This window comes from Sphingomonas sp. P4_D12 (assembly GCF_056401895.1).
In genome coordinates this window covers 188181-209717 of the sequence record NZ_JBFUIL010000011.1, presented here as the reverse complement: position 1 = coordinate 209717, position 21537 = coordinate 188181, and the positions used below count along the sequence as shown (strand labels likewise).

General features: G+C 65.2%; 12 protein-coding genes. 3 read left to right on the top strand and 9 right to left on the bottom strand.

The annotated features are described in order from the left end of the window. Nucleotides 1–36: 36 nt before the first annotated feature. Both AC1DSD_RS19905 and AC1DSD_RS19900 read left to right on the top strand, forming a co-directional pair. The gene (locus AC1DSD_RS19905) at nt 37–528 is read left to right on the top strand and encodes an outer membrane protein assembly factor BamE (RefSeq protein ID WP_478032507.1); all 492 of its coding nucleotides are present in this window, start codon (nt 37–39) and stop codon (nt 526–528) included. Between the two features lie 255 nt (nt 529–783). Then, nucleotides 784–1245 carry an RcnB family protein gene (locus tag AC1DSD_RS19900; protein WP_478032506.1) on the top strand — a complete coding sequence of 154 codons (462 nt, stop codon included), beginning with the start codon at nt 784–786 and terminating at the stop codon, nt 1243–1245. A gap of 85 nt (nt 1246–1330) precedes the next feature. Here AC1DSD_RS19900 and AC1DSD_RS19895 read toward each other — a convergent pair whose 3' ends face one another. The 8 genes from AC1DSD_RS19895 to AC1DSD_RS19860 all read right to left on the bottom strand — a co-directional run bounded on the left by AC1DSD_RS19895 (nt 1331) and on the right by AC1DSD_RS19860 (nt 17742). Then, nucleotides 1331–2488 (bottom strand): serine hydrolase domain-containing protein, encoded by a 1158-nt coding sequence (locus AC1DSD_RS19895; RefSeq protein WP_478032505.1) that lies wholly within the window; start codon nt 2486–2488, stop codon nt 1331–1333. A gap of 104 nt (nt 2489–2592) precedes the next feature. Then, nucleotides 2593–4818, bottom strand: coding sequence for a penicillin-binding protein 1C (gene pbpC, locus AC1DSD_RS19890; protein WP_478032504.1), 2226 nt, complete (start codon nt 4816–4818; stop codon nt 2593–2595). Nucleotides 4819–5130: 312 nt separating this feature from the next. Continuing rightward, a complete protein-coding gene (locus AC1DSD_RS19885; RefSeq protein WP_478032503.1) occupies nt 5131–10935 on the bottom strand; it encodes an alpha-2-macroglobulin family protein in 5805 nt (1934 codons plus the stop codon). 165 nt (nt 10936–11100) lie between these two features. Next, complete coding sequence (locus tag AC1DSD_RS19880) at nt 11101–14007, bottom strand: DUF6493 family protein (protein WP_478032502.1); 2907 nt, start codon at nt 14005–14007, stop codon at nt 11101–11103. Then, on the bottom strand, nt 14004–15362 hold the full coding sequence (locus tag AC1DSD_RS19875) for an SWIM zinc finger family protein (RefSeq protein ID WP_478032500.1): 1359 nt from the start codon (nt 15360–15362) through the stop codon (nt 14004–14006). The genes AC1DSD_RS19880 and AC1DSD_RS19875 overlap by 4 nt, the downstream gene beginning before the upstream one ends. Before the next feature lie 262 nt (nt 15363–15624). Then, nucleotides 15625–16911: an NAD(P)/FAD-dependent oxidoreductase gene (locus AC1DSD_RS19870; RefSeq protein ID WP_478032498.1), complete on the bottom strand. Its 1287-nt coding sequence runs from the start codon at nt 16909–16911 to the stop codon at nt 15625–15627. A gap of 242 nt (nt 16912–17153) precedes the next feature. After that, entirely contained in the window at nt 17154–17297 is a 144-nt protein-coding gene (locus AC1DSD_RS19865) for a hypothetical protein (RefSeq protein ID WP_478032497.1), read from the bottom strand. Nucleotides 17298–17328: 31 nt separating this feature from the next. Next, a complete protein-coding gene (locus AC1DSD_RS19860) occupies nt 17329–17742 on the bottom strand; it encodes a hypothetical protein (protein ID WP_478032496.1) in 414 nt (137 codons plus the stop codon). A 111-nt stretch (nt 17743–17853) separates the two neighbouring features. Here AC1DSD_RS19860 and AC1DSD_RS19855 point away from each other — a divergent pair, with 111 nt between their 5' ends. Beyond that, nucleotides 17854–18357, top strand: a complete 504-nt coding sequence (locus AC1DSD_RS19855; protein ID WP_478032494.1) for a GNAT family N-acetyltransferase — start codon at nt 17854–17856, stop codon at nt 18355–18357. Between the two features lie 89 nt (nt 18358–18446). Here the strand turns inward: AC1DSD_RS19855 and AC1DSD_RS19850 are convergent, their stop codons facing one another. Next, nucleotides 18447–21299 (bottom strand): TonB-dependent receptor domain-containing protein, encoded by a 2853-nt coding sequence (locus AC1DSD_RS19850; protein WP_478032493.1) that lies wholly within the window; start codon nt 21297–21299, stop codon nt 18447–18449. Nucleotides 21300–21537: the final 238 nt, after the last annotated feature.

Below are 21537 nucleotides of genomic sequence, written 5' to 3'. Positions count from 1 at the left end.
GCCGGGTGATTGGCGTCGGCGCACGGAGAGTATCGAATGGTGAAGGCAGTCCGGATGGTTGGTCGGTTTGGCGGCCTGACCGCGGCAATCGCGGTTGTGGCGCTCGCCGGCGGCTGCACCTCGCTGCGCTCGCACCAGGGCTATATCATCGACGCCGACCTGGTGAATTCGGTCCAGCCGGGCGTCGACAACCGCGCCTCGGTGATGCAGACGCTGGGCAAGCCCAGCTTCGCCAGCCAGTTCAATTCGGGCGAATGGTATTATGTCGCGCGCGACAGCCGCAACCTCGCTTATATGAATCCCAAGGCGCGGAGCCAGCTGACGCTGAAGATCGCGTTCGACCAGAAGGGCGTGGTGTCGAACATCACCCGCACCGGTCTCGATCAGGTCGCGTCGGTCCGGCCGTACGGCAAGACCACCCCGACCTTGGGCCGCAAGCGCAGCTTCTTCGAGGAATTGTTCGGCAATATCGGCTCGGTCGGCGCGGCCGGTGCCGGCMCCGGCGGCGGCGACGACAGCCAGCCGTAGGGTCTTCGGGCGACGCTCTAATTCGTCATGCCGGCCTTGTGCCGGCATCCACGGAGCCGAGAACCCTCAGCTTGCGGATCAGTGGACCCCGGGACAAGCCCGGGGTGACGTCAGTTCCTGGCACCATCGTCTGGCCTTGCAAACCCTTGCTGTAACCTGACCGAGACGTTCGCGACGCGTTCAGCGTCGCGGTCCTAATTATCCCCGACATGGCGGCGCTGGAGACGCGCCGTTTCGGAAAAGAAGGAGACGATCATGCGTAAATTGATCCTCACCGCGCTGATCGCGGCGACCGTGATGCCGGTCGCGGCGCAAGCGCAATCCTGGGGCGAGGTCCGTCGCGACCAGCGCGAGATTCGCGAGGACCGCCGCGATCTGCAACGCGACCGCCGCGACCTGCGCGAGGACCGCCGCGATTGGCGCGAGGACCGCAACCGCCGCTGGCGCGACAATGACTGGCGCGGCTGGCGTAACCAGAATCGCGGCGTCTATTCGCGCGGCACCTGGCGGGCGCCGTTCCGTTATTATGCCTTCCGCCCCGGCGTGCGCATCGCGCCGACCTATTGGGGCTCGGCCTATTGGATCAACGATCCCTGGCGTTATCGCCTGCCGCCCGCCGGCTGGGGCCAGCGCTGGGTGCGCCATTATGACGACGTCCTGCTGATCGATACGCGTCGCGGAATCGTGCTGCGCGTGATCCACAACTTCTACTGGTAAGCTCCCAGTGGAAGGCGGGGCGTCCGGGCGTTTTCAATGCCCGCCCGGACGCCCCGTTTTTTTCCTTCGCGATCCCCAGCCCGGCTCAGGCCGGCTTGATCGGGAACGCCTTGCCCGTCGCCGCCGCATAGAGCGCGAAGGCCAGCGGCGGATGAATATCGCGCTCGTAATTCTGCGCGCTCGCGACCGTTAGGCGAGCCTCGGGGCTGACAATCAGCATCGTGCGCGTCTCTGGCTGGCCGCCGTCGTGGAACAGCACGCAATCCTTGCCTTGGCCGAGCACGCTCCAACCCATTGCATAGCCGTCGGTACGCGGGAATCCCGCGATCCTGCCGTCGCGCGTCCGCATTGGCGTGCGCATCAGTGCCATGCTGGCGGGGCTGATCAACCGCCCTTCGCTCAGCGCTGTCCCGAAGCGCAGCAGATCGGGCACCGTACCGCGCGAGGCACCAGCCGCGAACCGGCTGCTGACGTCGACGAACTCGGAATTGCGCACCTGACCGTCGACAAAGCGATAGCCGCGCACCCGGTTGGGGATGATGACTGCCGGGTCCTCCATCCGTGTCGAGGTCATGCCTGCCGGCCCCCAGACATGCTCGCGCATATAATCGCCATAGGCCTTGCCCGACACCGTTTCGATCGCCGCGCCGAGCAGATTGTAGCCGTAGCTGGTATATTTGAACCTGGTGCCCGGCTCCGCGATCAGCGCACGATCGGCGAATAGCGCGATCGCCTCGCGCGTATTCTTGTGCTCGGTGAGATGCTCGTCGGCCTCGCTCGCATAATCGGGGATGCCGCCGATATGGCCGAGCAGCTGGCGCGGCGTGATGCGATGGCCCTTGTCCGGGAAATAGGGAACGTACTCGCGAATATCGGCGTCGAGGTCGATCTTGCCGCGCTCGACCAGTTGCAGCACCGCAACCGCGGTCATCGGCTTTTGCACCGAGGCATAGCGATAGGCGGATATCGCCGTCGCGGGCACCTTGTTCTCGAGATCGGCAAAGCCGTAACCGCGCACCCATTGCATGGCGCCTCGCGCGAAACCCGCCGTCATACCGGGGATCGCTTCCGCGCTCATCGTCGCGCGCACACGGCGCTCGAAGTCGGCAAGTCCCGAATTGGCGCCGGCGCCACGCGACGCCGTTGCGGCGGCGGGCATGCTATCAAGCGCCAATAACGGGATCGCGGCCGCGGCCGCCAAAATATCGCGGCGACCCATATAGCGCGCCGTCTCCGATGTCATCGCGATCCCCTCGCCAGATTACCTAAATCGCCCTGTAATCACTGGAGATGTGAGGCGGTATCGGAAATTATCGGTCCGCATAGGCGGCGGATTCGTCGAGTCCGTCACCGCATCGTAAACATCACCTGATCGACCACTTTCCCCGACAGATCGAGCAACGCCAGCCGGTGCCGCCCCGGCCCCGGCAGGATCAGCGGCGCGGTGCTGGCGTCGCCCAGATCCTTCTTGTCGAGCACCAGCCGGTGGGTGACCGCGTCGCCCGATACCGCGACCGCGAGGCGCTGGCGGTCGATCGGGATGTCGGGATCGATCGCATAGACGCTGCCCGAGACGGGGTTGGTGATGCGCGGCCGGCGCGAGGTGTCGGGCGCCGCCGTGACCACGTTCATGCCGGTGCCGGCGAGGAAATATTCGCGCCGTGGCTGTTCGATATTGTCGGCGAAGCGGATCGCGCGCGCTTCCACCCCGCTCGGCATCGGCGGCGCCTTGCTGGCGCGGTCGGCGTGGAGCGCGAGCATCACGTCGCGCCATACCGGCGCGGCACCGCTGGTGCCCGAGACGGCGCGCATCGGGTCGCCTTCCATATTCCCGACCCACACCGCGACAGTGTAGCGATCCGAAAAACCGACGCACCAATTGTCGCGCATCGCCTTAGACGTGCCGGTCTTCACCGCCGCCCAGAACGGTAGCCGCAGCGACGAATCGAGCCCGAAGGTGACTGCGCGCGCATTGGGATCGGCCATCATGTCGGCGACGATCCAGGCAGCCTGCGGCGTGGTGATCGGCTTGGACACCGGGACCGGGTCGGTCGCCGTCATCCGCACCGGCGCCAAGCGACCGGCATTGGCCAGGCTGCGATAGGCATTGGCCTGTTCGAGCAAGGTCACCTCGGCCGAGCCGAGCGCGAGCGAAAAGCCGTAATAATCGCCATCCTCGACCAGCCCCTGATAGCCGGTGTCCCACAGCCGATCGCGGAACGAATCGACGCCGATCAACAGCAAGGTCCGTACCGCGGGCACGTTGAGCGATCCCGCCAGCGCCGAGCGCGCCGACACCGGGCCCTTGAAGCCCTTGTCGTAATTCTGCGGGACGTAGAGGCCTGAGGCGGTGTCGAGCTGGACCGGCGAATCGTCGAGGATCGAGGCGGGGGTGAGATATCCCTTCTCGATCGCCTCGGCATAGAGGAACGGCTTGAGCGTCGACCCCGCCTGGCGGTAGGCCCCCGCGGCGTCGACCGAGGGCGCGGTCGAATTGCCGCCGATCCCGCCGACATAAGCGAGCACGTCACCGGTCGCATTGTCGAGCACCACTACCGCGCCGTCGCGCGCGCGGCTGCCGCCCAATCCTTCGAGCTGGCGTTTGAGCGCGCCGATCGCGAGTCGCTGGATGTCGGCGTCGAGCGTCGAGGTGACGCGCAATCCCGCCTTGGTCAGCAACTTGTTGGCGAGGTGCGGCGCGAGACCCGGATCGAGCATCAGGCTGCGCGCGGGGCCGAGCATCGAATAGGCCTCGCCCTCGAACCGCGAGCAATCCTTCTCGTGGCTGAGCAGGCAGGCGCGGCGTGCCACCGTGCCCGCACCGGCTTGCGGATCGGGCAGCAAGGCCGCGAGCATCAGCGCGTCGTCGCGGCTGAGCGCGTCGGGGGTCTTGCCGAACAGACCGAGCGCGGCGGCGCCGATCCCCTGCGCCTCGCCCCTGAAGCCGGCGAGGTTGAGATAGGCTTCGAGGATCTCGTCCTTGCCCCAGACGCTCTCGACCGCCATTCCGGCACGCATCTGGCGGATCTTGTCGAGCCACGACCGCGCACCCGGCCGCGCCAGATCGGGCGACAGGAATCCGGCGAGTTGCATGCTGAGCGTCGAGGCGCCGCGCGATTTGCGCCCCTCGATCCGGTCGCGCAGCGCCCCCAGGCTCGCCAGCCAGTCGACGCCACCGTGATCGTAGAAACGATGATCCTCCGCCGCGACCAGGGTCGTCCTGGTGGTGTCGGCGACCTTGTCGAGCGGCACCCAGGCCAGCCGGCGCCGGGCGTAATCGACCCGCGACGAATCGATCAGCACGCCGTGGCGGTCGTAGAGCCAGGCCTCGGACGACTTCCAGCCGGCGCGGACGTCGCGATAGGTCGGGATCGGCGGGGGCAGGGTCAGATAGTCGATCACCCCGCCGGCGACGATGAGCAGGCCGAGGGTGGCGACGATCCAATGCGCTCGGGTGCGTGGGCGGTGGTCGATTAGCCAACGCCCGGCGGTCGCGATGCCCTCGTCGACCCGGCGCTCAACAGTTCTAGCCCATGCCCATACCGACCGCGCGCGGTCGTGCCACCCGCTCATCGAACGTCGCTCAGGGCGGGGGCGGATCGATATTCAACTGCCCAATTCGTCATGCCGGGCTTGTCCCGGCATCCACTGCGCAACAAAGCGCAATCCTTGAGCTTCTTGTCCCGCGCTTGCGGCCCGGTGGATGCCGGGACGAGCCCGACATGACGGTTAGGAATAGGCGTCGCCGAGTAGACACGCGCACCCACCCAGTGTTCGGGTGAACCATGCCCCCGGCATGGTTCAGAAATGCGCGGGGCGCATTTCGGCCCGAACACTCCCTCCCTTTCAGGGAGGGGAGTTTTGGGCCGATACCCTCGAACCCCATCACTTCTGCGCGATGGTCATCGACGCATTGGGCAGCTGAGCATTGATCGAGGGCGAATACATCGCCTCGACCCGCGTCGAGGGCATGCTGAACGTGCCGGCACCGTTGAGCCGCATCAGATAGACGATGGCGAAATTGCCGCGCGGGACCCAGTCGAAATAGCCGCGCCACGAATCGCGCCGCCGCTCGACATAAGCGGGTGAGACCCCGGCCTGGACGTCCCACACCTTGCCATCCTTGTCGGCCACGTTGAACCGCGAGCCGCCGCCGGCCTGTTCCTGCCCGGCCAGCATCTGCGACTGGCCACCGAGATCGCTGACCAAAGTCGCGCCCGCCGGGATCGGGTCGTTGACTACCACCCAGTTGCGCTCGGCGGTCGCCTCGACCAGCAAGGTCACCTTGAGCACGTCGCCGCGGCTATACTGCCCCTTCACCCGCTGGCTGACCGGCTCGACCTTCTTCGACACGCGATAGCCGGCGAATAAAGGCTGGGTCAGCGGCACCGCGGCCGAGACCTGGACCGTCGCCCAGGGTCCGGCGCCTGCCGATTGCCGCAACACCAGCGGCGTCTGGGCCGACGGCAGCGCGAAGCTCGCCTTGCGCGCGTCGGCGGCGAGCGGCCAGGACTTCAGGACCGATTGCTGGCCGAAGCTCAGGTTGGTCGCGCCGGTGATCGCGCTCGCCGGATAGAGCCCGCCGAACTTCTTCGCCGCGATCGTGCCCCAGGCATTGGCCGTGGTGGTGTCCCAGCGCCCGCGCTGCTGGCGCAGCGACACGCCGACCATCATCTTGGGCGCATCGTCGTTCCAGCCCGGCCGGCCGAGCGTCGCGATGACCGCCTTGATCGCGCCTTCGTCGCCCGACGACATCAGCCACCAGGGCGCATTCGACTGATCGGACAGGTCGAGCCGCGTGCCTTCATAGACCAGCCGCGTGCGCAGCACGTTCTCGGCCGTCCCGCGCAACGCGTTGGCATTGGCCAGCCCCGACACCCTGTCGAGCGCCATCATATAGTCCGACAGCATCGAGGTCGGCATTTCCTGCGGCGTGATGCCGATCTGGCCGAGCATCGCCGGGGTCGCCGCGCCGGCACGCGCCAGCGCGTTGAACGCGTTGAGGCGTTGCAGGCGGACATCGCCATAATCCTCGTGCCGCAAGCGTCCGTCGAGCACGGCCTTCAGCCCCTCGACCATCCTGGTCTTGGCGGCATCGGGGATGGGCAGCCCGGCATCGCTGGTCAGTTCGAGCACATAGGAGGTCAGTGCTTCCGACCCCTTGAGCGATGCCTGCGGCCAATAACGGAGCAGGCCGTCATCCGCCTGATAAGTTGGGATCTCGCCCGCGAGCTGAATCCAGCCGGCGGAATCGCCCAGGGCGACGATCCGGCTCAGCCGCTGCTCGAAACAGTCATAGGGATAGGCCGCCATGAAGCGGCGCACGCCTTCGAGCGGCGGGGCGAGGCTGTCGTCGAGCTTGATATCGACCACGCCGAAGCCGGGCAGCGCACCCTTGGGCGGGGTGATCGCGATCGAGGTGTTGGGTCCGACCCGCGCCAGCGTCGCCGCCCACACCTCGGTCGGCACCGCCGGGACGACGTCCTGGACCGTGGTCATCTTGTCGACCGCCTTGCCGTCCGACGACTTGGCGCTGACCGTCCATTTGAGCTGGCCGCCTTGTGCCGGCGCGGTCAGGTTCCACGCGATCGGCGCGGCGCCGCCGGCCGGGATCGTCACAGTGATCGGATTGCCCTTGGCGATCTGCGGCTCGAGCGCGACGTTCGCGGTCACCGTCATCGGCTTGTCGGAACCATTGCGCAGCGTGAAGCCCGCGGCGTAACTGTCGCCGGTGCGCACCAGGCTGGGCAGGCCGGCATAGACCGACAGATCCTGCGCGGTGCGGATATCGGCGCTGCCGGTGCCGAACAATTGCGCGCCGTCGGTCGCGATCGCCACCAGCTTGAAGCTGGTCAGCGCGTCGTTGAGCGGGACCGGCACCTCGGCATGGCCATTGCCATCGAGCGTCACCCGGCCTTTCCACAGCAAGACCGGCTGGAAATTCTCGCGATTCAATCCCGACAGATCGCCGCCGCCGCCACCGCCAGCCTCGACCGCTTTCTTGCCGTAATGCCGCTTGCCGACCACCTGGGTCTGCGCTGTCGCGGTCAGCACCGACAAGGGCCGGTCGCCCATCATCGCGTCGAGCACGTTCCAGCTGTCATTGGGCGCAAGCTGCAACAGCGCCTGGTCAACCGCGGCGAACGCCACTTCGGCGGTCTTCGCCGGCTTGCTGTCGGGATCCCTGACCGAGACGTCGACCGTCGCGGTGTCGCGCGCGGCATAGCGTTCCTTGTTGGCCTTGACCGTCACGCCCAATTGATGCGCTTCCCAGCCCACCTTCACCTTGGCGATGCCGAGGCGATAGCTTGGCTTGGCGAGATCGACCAAGGCGGTCGGCTCCTGCGCCTCGGTCGGCGCGCTGGTGAAGCCCAAGGCCTTGCCGATCCCCTGGAACCAGCTCCACACGCCCGGCTGCGCGCGGCCGCGCACCGCCATCACCGAGACGAACACGTCGGGCGCATAGCTGCCCGGCATCTTGACCTCGACCACCGGATTGGCGCCGGACAGCTTGGTCACGAAGCTCGACAGCACGCCTTCGCGCTCGACGGTCACCAGCGCCTCGGCCTCGCGGAACGGCATGCGCACCTGGAAGCGCGCGGTCTCTCCGGCCTTGTAGGTCTGTTGCTCGGGAACGACGTCCATGCGGTCGCCATTGTCGCCGCCGAACCACCAATCCTGGTCGCCCGCCAGCCATACCGAGCGCACCGCACGCGACACGTTGCCGTCGGCGTCGCGCGTTGTCGCGACGATATAGACTTCGCCCGACACGCCCGGATCGATCGTGCATTTGGCCAGGCCAAGCTCATCGGTGGTCGCGCTGCACGACCCGGCGAGCTTGGTCGTCTTCATCTGGTTGTCATAGGCGTAGAAGCCGCCGATCAGCCGCCGCCGCGCGGTCAGCACCTGACGGCTATAGAGCGCGACGCTGATCGCCTGACCCTTCTTGGGCTTGTTGTCGGTATCGAGCGCGACGAAGCTCAGCCGCAGATCATCCTGCTTCATCAGCCAGCCGTCGGTCTTGGCGCCCAATTGCACTGCCGAGGGAAAGATCGGGATGCGCTTCGACGCGGTCAGCACTTCGCCATTCGCGTCCTGATAATCCATCTCGACCAGCATGTCGGTCGCGGAGTCGATCGCCGGCACGTCGACCGAGGTTCGCGTCGTGCCATCACTACCCAGCGTCGCGGGCAAGGTCTGGGTCGGCGGCAGCGGCGCGCTTTCCTCCTCGCCATCGCCGTTGAGCGGCTTGGTCCCCTCCTGCACGTCGGTCCCACCGAAGGTGTAGCTGTCATAGCCTTCGGGCGTGGCCGAGCGGCCGAAATAGCCGACGCGCATTTCGACCGGCAGGTTCGACGCGCCGCCACCCGCGAGATAGCCGACGAACAAATCGAGCGGCAGCGACTTGGGCCGGATCGCCGCGTCCTTGGGCCCGGACACCGTCGCGCGCATCGTCGGAAGCTTGTATTCGTCGACCTTGAACGACTGGTTGGTCGAGATCGTCTTGTCGCCGTCGATCACCGATATGTCGTAATCGCCCATCGGCGCGCCGGCGGGCGCGGTCCATTCGGTCTCGCCGATGCCATTGGCGTCGATCGTCAGCGGCAAATCGAAATTGGTGTCCGACCCACGATGCGACAGCCGCAGCGTCCCGCTGAACCCCGGCGCCAGCGAGAAACCAGTGCCGTTGGGCTGGCGCAGGATATGCTTCATGTGGATCGTCTCGCCCTGACGGACCAGTGCGCGATCGAACACGGTGTGGAACACGTCACCCGACGCCGAATAGCCATAAGGCAGGTCGAAATCGTACGGGCGGATGCCCTCGCCCCAATCGGTCAGGGTAAAGCTGAAATCGTCGCCGGCGCGCGCCGAGACCATCAGCGGATGTTCCTGATAATCGTTTTCGCACCCGCCATAGGTCGCCGGCTGGGGGAGCCCGGCGGGAATGAACACCGCGCCCGATTTGTCGGTCGTGCCATTGGCGAGCAATTGCCCGGTACAGCTGTCGGTCACCGCCACCGCGGCATTGCCGACGGGCAGGCCGGTGTCGAGATTGGTCACCCAGGCAAGGCTCTTCTCTCGCCCCCATTTGAAATGGACCGCCATGTTGGTGACCAAAGCGGCGGTCGCGACGTAGCGCGGCGATCTGCGGCCGAGCAGGGCTTGGCCGAGCACCGGGCTGGCCAGCTCGACGACATAGAATCCGGGCTTGGTCAGCGGAATGCCGACCACTTCGAAGTCCTTGCCCTTGCCCGGCAGGCCGATCTTCATCGAGGCGCCGGCATTGGCGCCGGTCAGGATCGGGGTCGCGCCGGTATTCTGGATATGACCGACGACCTCGTCGCCCTTCTTGATGTCCTCGATATTGGTGTCGTCGGCCGAATTGACCGTGCGCAGCCACTCGGCGATCTTGCCGTCGGAGCCTTCGACCCGCAGCGTCTGCCCGCCGATATTGAGATTCTGGCCCTGCAGCGCCGGCTCGACATTGCGCACCGTGACCGGCAGCACGCCGCCTTCCTTGGCCTCGAGGATGCCGAACCCCGCGGCGAACTTCACCAGAGGCGGCGCCTGGTCGATGCGGATATCGAGCGGGAAGCGCTCGGCATTGGTCAGCGTCCGCCCGCTCTCGTCCTTCACGCCGGCCGGAATCGAGACCTTGGCGGTGGTCGCATAAGGCGTCGGCGCCGGGAAGGTGATGTCGCTGATCGTCGCCGATTTCTGCTGATCCTTGTCGAACAGCGGCGCGATCACCGTACCGTCGGCGGTGGTGATCTTCATCTCGCGCGCGAGCGACATCGGGATCGGCGCGGTGAAGCGCAGATAGGCTTTCTCGACCGGGTTGCAGCCGGCCTGGGCATTGGTGCGGCTGCATTCGAACCGCGCCGCGAACGGCTTGCGCACGGTGAAGTCGAAGCGCTGGTCGGTGCCCGCGGGCTTGCCGCTCGCGCTGGCGATCTTGCCCGACCAGACCAAGGACATGTCGTGCCCCGGCGGCAATGGTCGGCGGCAGCGCAATGCGGTCACGCCCTGATAGGTCTTGGCGCGATCGGCCTCGCTCGCCGGGACCGTCGCGGGCAGGCCGCCGCTCTCCAGGAAGCTCTGCACGGCGTAATTGCCGTCGGTGCCCATCTCGGCGATCAGCTTGCCCGCGGTGTCGGGCGGCAGCACGTCGACCGGGATCTTCTCGCCCAGCCCGGCGACCGAGCAATAGGCATTGGCGCCGACCGATTGCGGCGTCGCCGGCAAATTGGCGGCGACCAGGAACACCTGGCCCTCTTCGATCTCGTCGCTATTCTCGCCTGGCAGGATCGCCTTGGCCATCGGTCCGCCGGCGTCGACCGTATAGGTATTGCTGTCGTTGAGCGCATAGCCCGACACGCTCTTGGTCCCGGCCTTGACCTTGAATTCGCATTTGGTGCCGCCCGGCAGCGGATTGGCGAATTCCCAGACGAACGTCTGCTGGTCGGCCCAGCGCCCCTGGCCGTTGACCGTGCAGGTGACGTCGAAGGGAGCAGGCGCGCGCGGATCGCCCAACGCCACCATCGGCTGGCTGAACCGCGCGGTGAAGCGCTCGATCGAGCCGTTACCGACGCCCGGCGTGGCGACGGTGATGTGCGGGGAATTGTCGCCGAAGGCGAGCGCCGGTGAAAGCGCCAGGGCAAGGACCGCGAGACGGGCCGCGAGCTTCATACATCCCCCTTCTGTCGTGGCTTCGTTGAGCGCGAGGGAGGCTAGCGGAGGTGGGAAGGAAGTCTAGTATGAAAGCGGCATTGGTGGCGATGGCTTCGCCCATTGCAGACGTCCGCCGTAAATCCGGACAATTCAATAGCCGGTGAAGGCCAAATGTGCCTGCAGCTAGGTGAAAGATTGCAGATGCTTCGCGATCTTCGCCGCCTTTCCGCTGCCGTCGAAGGTCTCTAGCGCAGCGCGCGCGTCGCTCGTCAACTTCTGCCCAGTCAATGCCTGCGCCTCGACCATCACCTCGAGCAGATGGAAAATGTTCCTCTGCCGGAGGTCGAGGCGGGGAAGGCATTGCTGCAGGGCATCGCTGACCACCGCGGCGTGGAGCGGCGACACCGGTACGACGAGCATCAGTGCCTCGCCGAGCCGGTTGAACTTTACCCATTCGCCCTGCGCCAATTGCACCATCGTCGCCGCGAACAGCGCGGGGTCGAACAACCGGGCATCGATCCCTTCGATCAGCGCATCGACCGATAAGCCCCGGGCATCGGCATCCTTGCCAATCAGCCCGATGCACAGCAGCAGATGTCCGGTCTCGCCCCATGGCCGTCCGCGCTGGAACAATGCCTGGAAGAAGCCAGATGAGGGCGACCAGCTGCTGCTGTTCTCGTCCATCCGCTGCGCTAGCTGCCTCACGCCCTTGATGTGCGACGCGGCGGGATTCTGCGGCCAGATCGTTGCCAGCCATTGGGTCACCCACAACACGTGCAACTCGCCCGACCAATAGCGCGCGCTTTCCACCCGGCGGTTCAGCGCCGCGCTCGGCAGGGCCGCCCAGTCCGTGGTGATCCGCTGACCAAAAACATGCCGGACCCGCCCGAACAGACCGGTTCCCGTCGCCACCTCCGCACCATCGCACGTCACCGACAGCGCCAGCTCCGGATGTTTCCAGCGCTGGCCGTGGGCCTCGGTGACCTTTTGCCCGGCGCGCCACGCATAGCGCGCAGGCGTGATACTGTCGGGCCAGGCGTCGCTGAGTTCGAGCGGCACGAACGCGGTGGTCCAGTCGGCGAGCGGAGCGCGGCAGCGAGCCGCGGTGATCCACGCCGCGTGGTTGCTACGATCGGCCCGATCCGGTGCATCGTCCCCGCCCAGCGCGAAGCTGGCGATCCGCTGCAGCGGCTCGGGCAGGCCCGCCAGCCGCCCGCGCGCCTCGGTTCGGTTATCAGGGGCCAATCGCAACAGCGACAGGCGGAAATCCATGCTTTCGGCAAGCCCCGGCGCCTGGAGCGCTTGCAGCCGGTCGACCCATATGAGTGGGTCGATCCACCCGCCTTTGTGCGTCGGCGCGCAGAGCAGGGGCTGGCTCTCCCGCCGCGCGACTCTCGCGGTCACCACTCGCAGGTGCGCGATCAATGGCGCGAAAGAATCCTCGACTGTGTAATAAGCCGCGTTTTCGCGCGTCGTGCGATGCAGCCTCCCGGTCACCCAGGTGTGGAGCAGATCGAGCAGCGCGAGGCCGACCCCGGCGAAGCCAACCGTCACGCCGGCGCTCGATTGGCCGTTCTGCAGACGATGGAGCAACGGCGCGGTGCGTGCGGCGAAATCGAACGGACGATCGCCGGCCAGTCGGCTGACCGCGTCGATGATCCGCTCGATCTCATCGGGCGAGTCGACCACCTCGGCCGCATGAAGTACCGCCTCGATCAGCGCGTCGACCGTGGCGATCGCCTCGACCGACCCGGCACTATCGAGGACACGGTGCGCATTGGGCTCGGCAGCAATCGGTTGATAGTGCGGGATTTCATCGACCAGCTCGACAGCCGGCGCGTCGGTGCTTGCCGCGCTGCCAAGCAGCTTGGCCACCCGTGGACGGTTACTCGCGGCGATAAAGGGTTCGGCCGAGCGAAGCACGTCGCGCTGTGCGTCGCCGAGCGTGGCGACGTTCTTCTCCAGCAGGTCGAGCGCCAGCGCCTGGACGTCGGCATTCGCGTGGCGAAGCGCCTCGCATATCGCGCCGAGTGCCTCGGGATCCTTCCCCTTCGACCGCGCGAGCACGCGGGCGATCAGTTTGAGCGCGGCGGTAGCGTTGCCCTTGCCTTCGCTCGAGAACACCGTTTGCACCTCGCGCAGCACAGCCTTGGTATCAAGCGAATCGCGTTTTTCCAGATCGCCGAGCATGTCGATCGCGAATTTCACGACGTGTCCGACCGGATGGCACAACAGGTCGATGTAACGCTGCTGGTGGCGCGACTGTTCGTCCGGCGTGGCCGCCATCTTCCTGTAGAAACCGTGGAAGCCCGACAATTGGTTCTGCTTGAGGTCGAGCGTCAGCCCCGCCAGCGCGAGGCCAAGCAGGTGCTCGCGATCGACGTGGCCGGCAGTGGACAGTTTGACCAGCGCTTCGGTCCAGGTCTCATAATCGTCGCCGGCACCTTTGGTCAGCCAGGCATTGGTGTTGAAGGCGATGTTCTCGACCCGGAACAGCCCGTCGATGTCAGGAAGCAGACCGGGATCAGCGAGCAATTGCACGGTGATCGGTGGGACCGGTGGTGCCTTGCGATCATGGATATTGGTCCGCATCAAATACCAGGCGAACATGCGATAATAGCCGTCCACCTCGGGCTTGCGGCAAATCCCGTCACGCACCCAGCCGCGCAGGATCGCGAAATCGAGACGGTTGCTCTCGCTGTCGAGCATGTGCGCGATCCAGTCGTCGAGCCATTCAGGTCGTCGGTCGCGCAAGATGATGTCGAGCGGTGGCATATGTTCTTGCCAGACGAAGATATCGCGCTTCTTGACTGCCGAGACTGGACCGACGGCGAACATCGCCAGTAGCGCGTTACGAGTTTCGCGGGCGCTCCAATACGTCCACGTGTTCGGGCCGCGCGCGGTGAGCAATGCCGCAAGGCGCGGTGAGGCACTCTTGTCGGCCTTGCTCTGATAGAGCTGACGATAGATCTTCTGCGCGGTGGTCGAGAGTTTCGCGCGCTCTTTCTCGTCCAACCCGGTGAACGCGTGCGCCACCTGCAGCGCATCCTCGCTGTCGAGGATCAGCGCTTCGAGCGTTTCTGGCGTCATCGAGCAGCCGCGTCCTTCTCGTTGTCCTCCTGCGCGAGCGACGCCGCGAGGATGTGCTTGCAAGGGCCGCGCTGGCCCTGATATTTGCTGAACCACGGACAGGTGCAGCTGTGCTGCTCGCCCGTGAGACGGACGCGATGGATCGTACCGGTGCCCTGTACCTCGTAGGTCGCGGTCGCGGGATCGCCGGCGATCCGTTTGACCAGTCCTTCCTCGATCAACTTGCGCGCATTGCCGAGCCGCGGCTGCATCTCCTCGACCTTGTCGAGATCGAACGGCAGCTCGCGATGGAAATAATGCTGCGCATCGGCATCGTAGCCAGTCAGCCCGCGGCTGCCGAGCACGGCAAGTGCCGAGGTCACCTCAGTCTCGTCGAGGCCGAGCGTTGTGCCGAGCGCGGCGGCGTCGAGCTGCGATTGCCATTTCAGGCTCGCACGGACTTTCGACAGGATCGCATCGGACGGCGGATTGGCCAAGGCCGTAAGGATCTGTCCCTCGCCCGAAAAGCCGCGAAACACTTCGGGGCTGATCATCAGGAAAAAGGCGCCGATCGGGTAGCGGACTTCCCAGGCGCTGGCGCCGCTTTCATCGTCGGACCAGATTCTCAGACTCTGCGCGCGCGGCAGCAACGGCTCGATCACCTTGACGCGATGCGTGCCGAGGATCGGAACCGCGCCCGGCGCCGGGCGCTGGCTGAGCCTCAGCGCGCGGCCCGTCGGGACCGCGTAGCTCGGCATCTTCGGCTTGGCCGCCTTCGGCAACGTACGCACGAAGCGCAGCGCTTCGGCGGCGCTCACCTCGGCGCGCAATTGCAGCCGCGGCTGGTATGCCTGAACCTCGCTGAACCCCTTGATCCAGCGCAGCGGCAGCTTGACCTTTTTCTCGATCGTCTGTTCGTTGCCCTTGCTCAGCACCACTTCATCCGCGCCGACCGCGAACTGCACATCCTCCTCATCTCGCAACCGGAGCAGCGCATTGCGCATCGGCGTGTTGAAATCGACATTGGTGGTGCCGCGCCCGTGGCATTCGCCGTCAAATGCCTCTGCGGGCAGATCGACCCGGGCATAGACCCCGCAGCAACCACTGAATCCTTCGAGCCGCAGCATGGTCTCGTTGCTGGTCAGGACGGGATCGAGGATCGCGGGGCGCGGGAGAAAGAAGTGCGTCCGGACGACATCGCTCAGGGTGTAGAGCATCTCGCCCATGATCCGCGGCTGACGGACGCGGCCATCGAAGAAATAGGGCTTGGCTTGGCTCGCATCACAGGTCGCCAGGGACAATTGCGGCTTGCCTGATGCGAGCGCGACGTTCGAGGCGAAACCGTATTGATAAGTGAAGTCGATCGCCGCTGACAAACTCGCCCCCTGCTGCGTCCCCTGCTTTCACCCAGACGTTAGCGCGTTGCCGGGCACTTCGAAACTCGTTTGCGTAGTTACCCATCACCATATGGCGGAGCCGCTCGATGAAGAGTTCGTCAGGGCCATGGCTGGATTGGTTGCGCGACCGCATGACTGCCGCGCCAAGTTCAGATCACCAATCCAATTAGGGTGCCACGTGCATAAATCCTCAAATTTCCGGCGAAGGGCAACTTGGGTTGGGGGAAGTATGAAAGCGGCATCAGTCGATCGCGGCTTCGCCCTTCGATTGCGTGATGAGCCGGGCAGCACGCTGATTCCGCGTGTAAATCCATAGCCAATTGAGCGCCACGCTGAGCCGCGCGCGCACCCCGACCAGAAAATAGATGTGGGCGATTCCCCACAGCCACCAGGCGATCGCGCCGCGCAGCCTGATCCGGCCGAAATCGATCACCGCCTTGCGCTTGCCGATCTGCGCCAGACTGCCCTGGTGATGGTAGCGAAACGGCCCGGTTTCGGGCTTGCCGGCAAGCCGCCGCCGGATCGTCTCGCCGACAAATGCGCCTTCCTGCTTGGCGGCCGGCGCGATCCCCGGCACCGGCGAGCCGTCGGGCGCCTTGACCGAGACGGTATCGCCAATCGCGAAAATCTCCGGATGGCCGGGCACGCTGAGGTCGGGTTCCACGATGATCCGGCCGTTGCGGTCGGCCGCCGCCTGCAGCCAGTCCGCGGCAGGCGAGGCACGCACACCCGCGGCCCAGACGATCGTCCGCGCCTCGACCCGCCGATCGCCGAACGTGATGGCGCCCCGCTCGATCTGCGTCACCGGCGCGCCAAGGCAGACATCGACGCCGAGCTTCTCCAGCGCGTTCTTCGCATAGCTCGAAAGCCCGTCGGGATAGCCGTTGAGCACCTTGGGCCCGGCTTCCACCAGCAGCACCTTGGTACGATGCGTATCGACCGCGCGGAAGTCGCGCGGGAGCGTATCATGGGCCAGATCGGCGATCGTGCCGGCAAGTTCGACGCCGGTGGGACCGGCGCCGACGATCGCGAAGGTCAGCAAGGCCTGCTGGCGAACGGGATCGGTTTCGCGCTCCGCCGCCTCGAACGCCGCGAGGATATGGCCGCGGATGGCCGTGGCGTCCTCGATCGTCTTGAGGCCGGGCGCGAACTCTTCCCATTCGTCATGACCGAAATAGCCGTGCCGCGCGCCGGTCGCGAGGATCAGCGTGTCATAGGCGATCCGGTTGCCGTCCGCGAGCTGCACGGCACGACCCGCTTTATCCACCCCGGTTACGGTCGCGAGGATGGTCGTGACGTCGCGGCGATCGTGCAGCATCGATCGAATCGGCCACGCTATTTCGGAAGGGGCCAGCGCCGCCGTGGCGACCTGGTAAAGCAGCGGCTGGAACAGATGATGGTTGCGCTGATCAATGACAGTGATGTCGACAGGCGCGCCTTTCAGGCATTTTACCGCCCATAGACCGCCAAAGCCCGCGCCAACGATGACAACGCGGTGCCGCCCCGCCTCATTCGCACGAACAGTCATCGATCGCCTCCGCTTACCTCGATGTCCGAGCACGGACCATTGTGGCCTCACCTATATAGGACGGTGGCGGCGAGTAGCTCATTACCGGCGGCGTCATCCGTGGTTACGCCTCACTCACGAACAGCGCGGTTCGGATTAGGCTGATGGCACGCGCGGCAGATGTGTATTTCGGTGACTGTTTACTAAACACATCTAACCTGGCCGCAGTTACGGCGCCACGTGCATAAATCCCAATTCGACCTTCAACCGCCTTGGCTGCCATGATCAATAAAATCCCCGAGCTCACCCTTCGCGTCAGCCTTTTTGGAGCGCGCATAAAAGAGCCCACCTAGCGCGAGGCCGATTGCGACAACCACGCCGATTACCACCGGAAGCCAATGAACCATCTAATCCTCCCTGCATTCGCCAATGCCTATATTATTGTGACGATTGGGTAGTCTCGGCAAGCAAAGGATAGATCAACTCCTTCTCGCTCCTGATCCGCTGACGCATATCGGCCCGTATCTTGGTCGAGGCGGCGCAATAATCAGGCCAGCGGTCGGCGATTTGCCGCAAGGTCCACGAGCCGATGTGCTGGGTCGAGGTGATCAAATTGTCCTTGCCTTGCGCCCTGAGCAATTCCAGCCCGGCCTTTCTCGCGGGAGGAGCATCCGCGATCAGCTGGTCATAAGCGCGCTCGAGCAGCATCGTTCGCGCTCTGCTGCTGCGGGTCAGCGCCTGCCTGAGCGCTGGCAGTCGATCCATCGGCGGTTGCGGCAAGCTCGTCAGTGCATCCAGTTCGTCGAGCTTGGCCAGAATATCCGCATGCAACCGCCGCAACTGCTCTAACATATTGTGTTCCATACCATTCCGATAATCGCCAGACTAACTAATCTATGGTGAAGGAACCATAACCCCTCACTAAGGTGAGCGCGCTAATCTACCGCAGTGGACACTCCTCGCGTGATCATCCGACCGGCCGAGCTTTCTGACCTGGACGAGCTTCAGGCGGTAATCCAACGCGCCTATCGCGGACGCTCTGCCTCGGCGAGCTGGTCGCTCGAAGGGGAATTGCCCGAGGGCGAGCGTGTCAGTCGTGGCGATTTGGAGGTCCAGCTCGGCGCAGCCAATGCGCGACTATCGGTGGCCGAGATCGCGGGGCGCGTGGTCGGATCCTCGCTGGTGGTGGCGGTGCCACCAGGGCAATGCGAAATCCGTCTGGTGAGCGTCGATCCGTCCCTGCAAGCCAAAGGCTTGGGAGGCCAACTCCTCGGACACGCCGAGTTGTTGGCCGTCGAAGCGTTCGCCGCAACCCACGCGATCATCGAGGTGCTGCAGCACAAGGCCCGCTTGATCGCCTATTACGAGCGGCGGGGATACCGGCAAACGGACGGCAGCCGGCCCTATCCGCATCCGCTGAAAGTGCCCGCGACGTTCCTGACCTTTCGCAAGGAACTGCGCCGCTAGGCGTCAGGGTGCGCCGGCGGCATGTGCAGTAACGGGCGAGAATGGCTGAATTCCGTTCAGCCAGACCCGCCCGTCACCGTCAATGACGATCAGAACCCGTAGGACAGCCGCGCATAACCGAACTGACCCGGGATATCGTAGGTCGTCGGATCGAAGTTCGCGCTGTCGCACGAACTGCAGATCGGCGGCGTCTTGTTGAACACATTGTTCACGCCGACCGTCAGCCGCATGTTATGATCCATCCAGGCCGGCGAATAGTAAAGCTGCACGTCGCCATAGAAAGTCGCGGACATGACATGGCCGTTCCCTTCGGTCACCGCGCTGATATAGCGCGCGGTGAACGATGCGCCGAACGCGGGCATCGACCAGTCGATCGTGCTGTTCAGCTTGAAGCGCGGAAACGCCTGATCGGTCGCCAGGCAGCGCTCGGTCCCGGCGCAGACCTGGACCGGCGCGGATGGCGGCGCGACATTGTACTTGAGGAGATAGGCGGCATTGGCCGTCAGCCCGAGCGTCCCGCCATGGATCTTGGGCGAGCGATAGATGAAGGTGGCGTCGAGCCCGTCGGTCTTGATCGCGTTGAGGTTGAGCAATCCCGCGCTGATGCCCGCGATCGTGCCGCTGGGTGTGCGCTTGATCGCGGAACAACTGATCGGGTCGGCGTTGAACGCGCAGCGGGCCAGCGTTAGCGACGCCGGGACCGAGTCGATCGCATTCTTCAGGCTGATATTATAGTAATTGACCTCCAGGCTGAGCGCCGATGCCCAGCCTTTCGACCAGCTCGGGCTGTACACCCCGCCCGCGGTGAAGGTCTTGGCGGTTTCCGGCTTCAACGCCGAATTGCCCTTCGAGAACACGCCGAGCTGTCCGCCGGTCGGGTCGTTATAGCTGCCGTTCGCCGGCACGCCATTGGCGATGCAATTCGCCCTGACCGTCGCGTTGGTCTGGAACAGGCCGCCCGCGCCGCTGGTGCAGGGATCGTTGATCGTCGCGTCGCTGCGCGACAGCCCGGCATAGAGTTCGCCGATGCTCGGCGCGCGAAGACTCTCGGCATAGCCGCCGCGGAACAGCAGGTCGGCGACCGGTTTCCACAGGCCGGACGCGGTGAACGTGGTGCTGCTGCCGAACGACGAATAGTCCGAATGGCGGACTGCGCCGTCGAGTTCGAGACGATAGAAGAACGGCGTGTCGGCAAGGATCGGCACGCGGAGCTCGCCATAGACTTCGTCGACATTGAAGCCGCCGCGCGCCGGGCTGGTCGGGACGTCGGCGCCGAGTCCGGCGACGATCACCGGATCGGGATCGTAGCTCGCTTTCTGGACGCGATGTTCGTAGCCAATGGCGATCCCAACCGGGCCGGCGGGCAGGTCGAACAGCTCGCCCGACAGATTGGCGGTGTAATCGTACAGTCGTTGCAAACTCTTGTCGCGTTCATCGAACGTCACGTAATTGAGCATCGCCGGGGTGATCGAGCCCGCACCACCGAAGATGTTGAACGGCACGCAGTCCCCGGTGCAATTCGCGACCGGACCCAGTGCCCGGGCGAGTTTGGCGGCGTTGAGGTTGCCGGTGAACAGCTGATGGGCATCGTTCAGGCCGAGCACGGCATTGGCGTCCCAATACCATTTCTTGGAGCCGAGGAAGAACGAGCCATCGACCGTGACGGTCCCGGAGAAGGTGTTGACGTCTTGCGTGAAGACACGCTGCCCGCCTTCGACGAAGCGCCGCCGGATGGTCGAATAATTGGCCGGCGTGCCGTCGGCGCCCGATGACAAGGTCACGCCGAACGGATTGAAGGGGTTGGTGGCATCGACCGAAATCGTATCGAGCAGATTGCCGTTGCCGGCGTCGGGCCCGATGAACAGCGGCAGGAACGCCGCCTCTGTGGTCGAGTGGCGATGATTATAGACCAATTTGACCCGCAAATTGACCGAGCTCGACAATTCCTGCTTGAAATTGAAGAACCCGCCGATGCGCTCGTTCGGCGTGATCAGGTAATTGTACGGCGCGAAGTTGAACCGGTCGGCATTGGTATAAGCGCGGAAATCGGTCGGATAGACCGGCTTGCGCCCGACCACCGGCGCGACCAGCGTCAGGCTTTGGCCAAGCACGTCGTATCGGCCATTGGGAATGGCGCTGCTGCACCCGCTGGTCGCCACCGCACAGGAGGTGATGCCCGCGGTCGGGAATAGCGAGATCGCGCGGTTGGCGGTGCTCACCGCTTCCTGCTTGGTATAGGTGCCGCCGAACACCAGCGACGTGCCGGTCGACGGCGACTGGATACCGTAGCTCAACTGGAGGTCGGTGGTATGGCCATCGCCCTCGCGGTAAGTGCCGAATTGCGCCGACGCCTTGAGCCCCTTTTGCGCCTGGCGGGTGATGATGTTCACCACCCCGGCGACCGCATCGGAGCCGTAGAGCGGGGAGGCGCCCGATTGGAGCACTTCGACCCGCTCGATCATGTTGGTCGGGATTTCGTTGAGATCGACCGAGGCCGGGATGCCGCCCGCGGCGGATCCGTTGACGAACCGCAAGCCGTCGACCAGCACGAGCGTGCGCTTGGCGCCGAGATAGCGCAGGTCGATTTCCGCCGAGCCCGAGCTGACGCCGGTGCCGTCCGGCGGACCGCCAATATTGCCGGCATTGTTGACCTTGGTGTTCAGCCCGCCGCCCGCGCTGGGCAGGCGTTGAAGCACGTCGGCGACCGAACTCAGGCCGGTCTTGGCCATCGCTGCCTCGTCAACGGTGACGACGGGTTTGTCGCTATCCAATGGGCTACGGCGAATGCGCGATCCGGTGACGACGATTTCGTCGCTCGCGTCGGATGCTGCTGTGGGGGTGGCGCCGGCGGTGTCCTGGGCAAATGCCGGCATTGCCGACAGGCCAGCGATCAGCGCCAGGCTGGCGACAGAGGTGCGTTGTGTGATGCGTAGGCGATTCATTGAGCCGTCTCCCTTTACGGCCCTCAAGCATCGCTCTCCTGCAGCGGCAAAAGGGACCAAATCGGGATAAGGCGCAAGCACAAAAGCTTCAGCCGCCGCCCACCCGACATATCCTTTCGAACGTGTGGCGGCAGAACAACGCCATTTTCGGTCGCCCCTGCCTCCGCAACGCCGCTTACATTCGCTCGCTCTCCGGGTTAGACGGCTCGATCATGAACCCAGCGGCGGGCAGACTGCA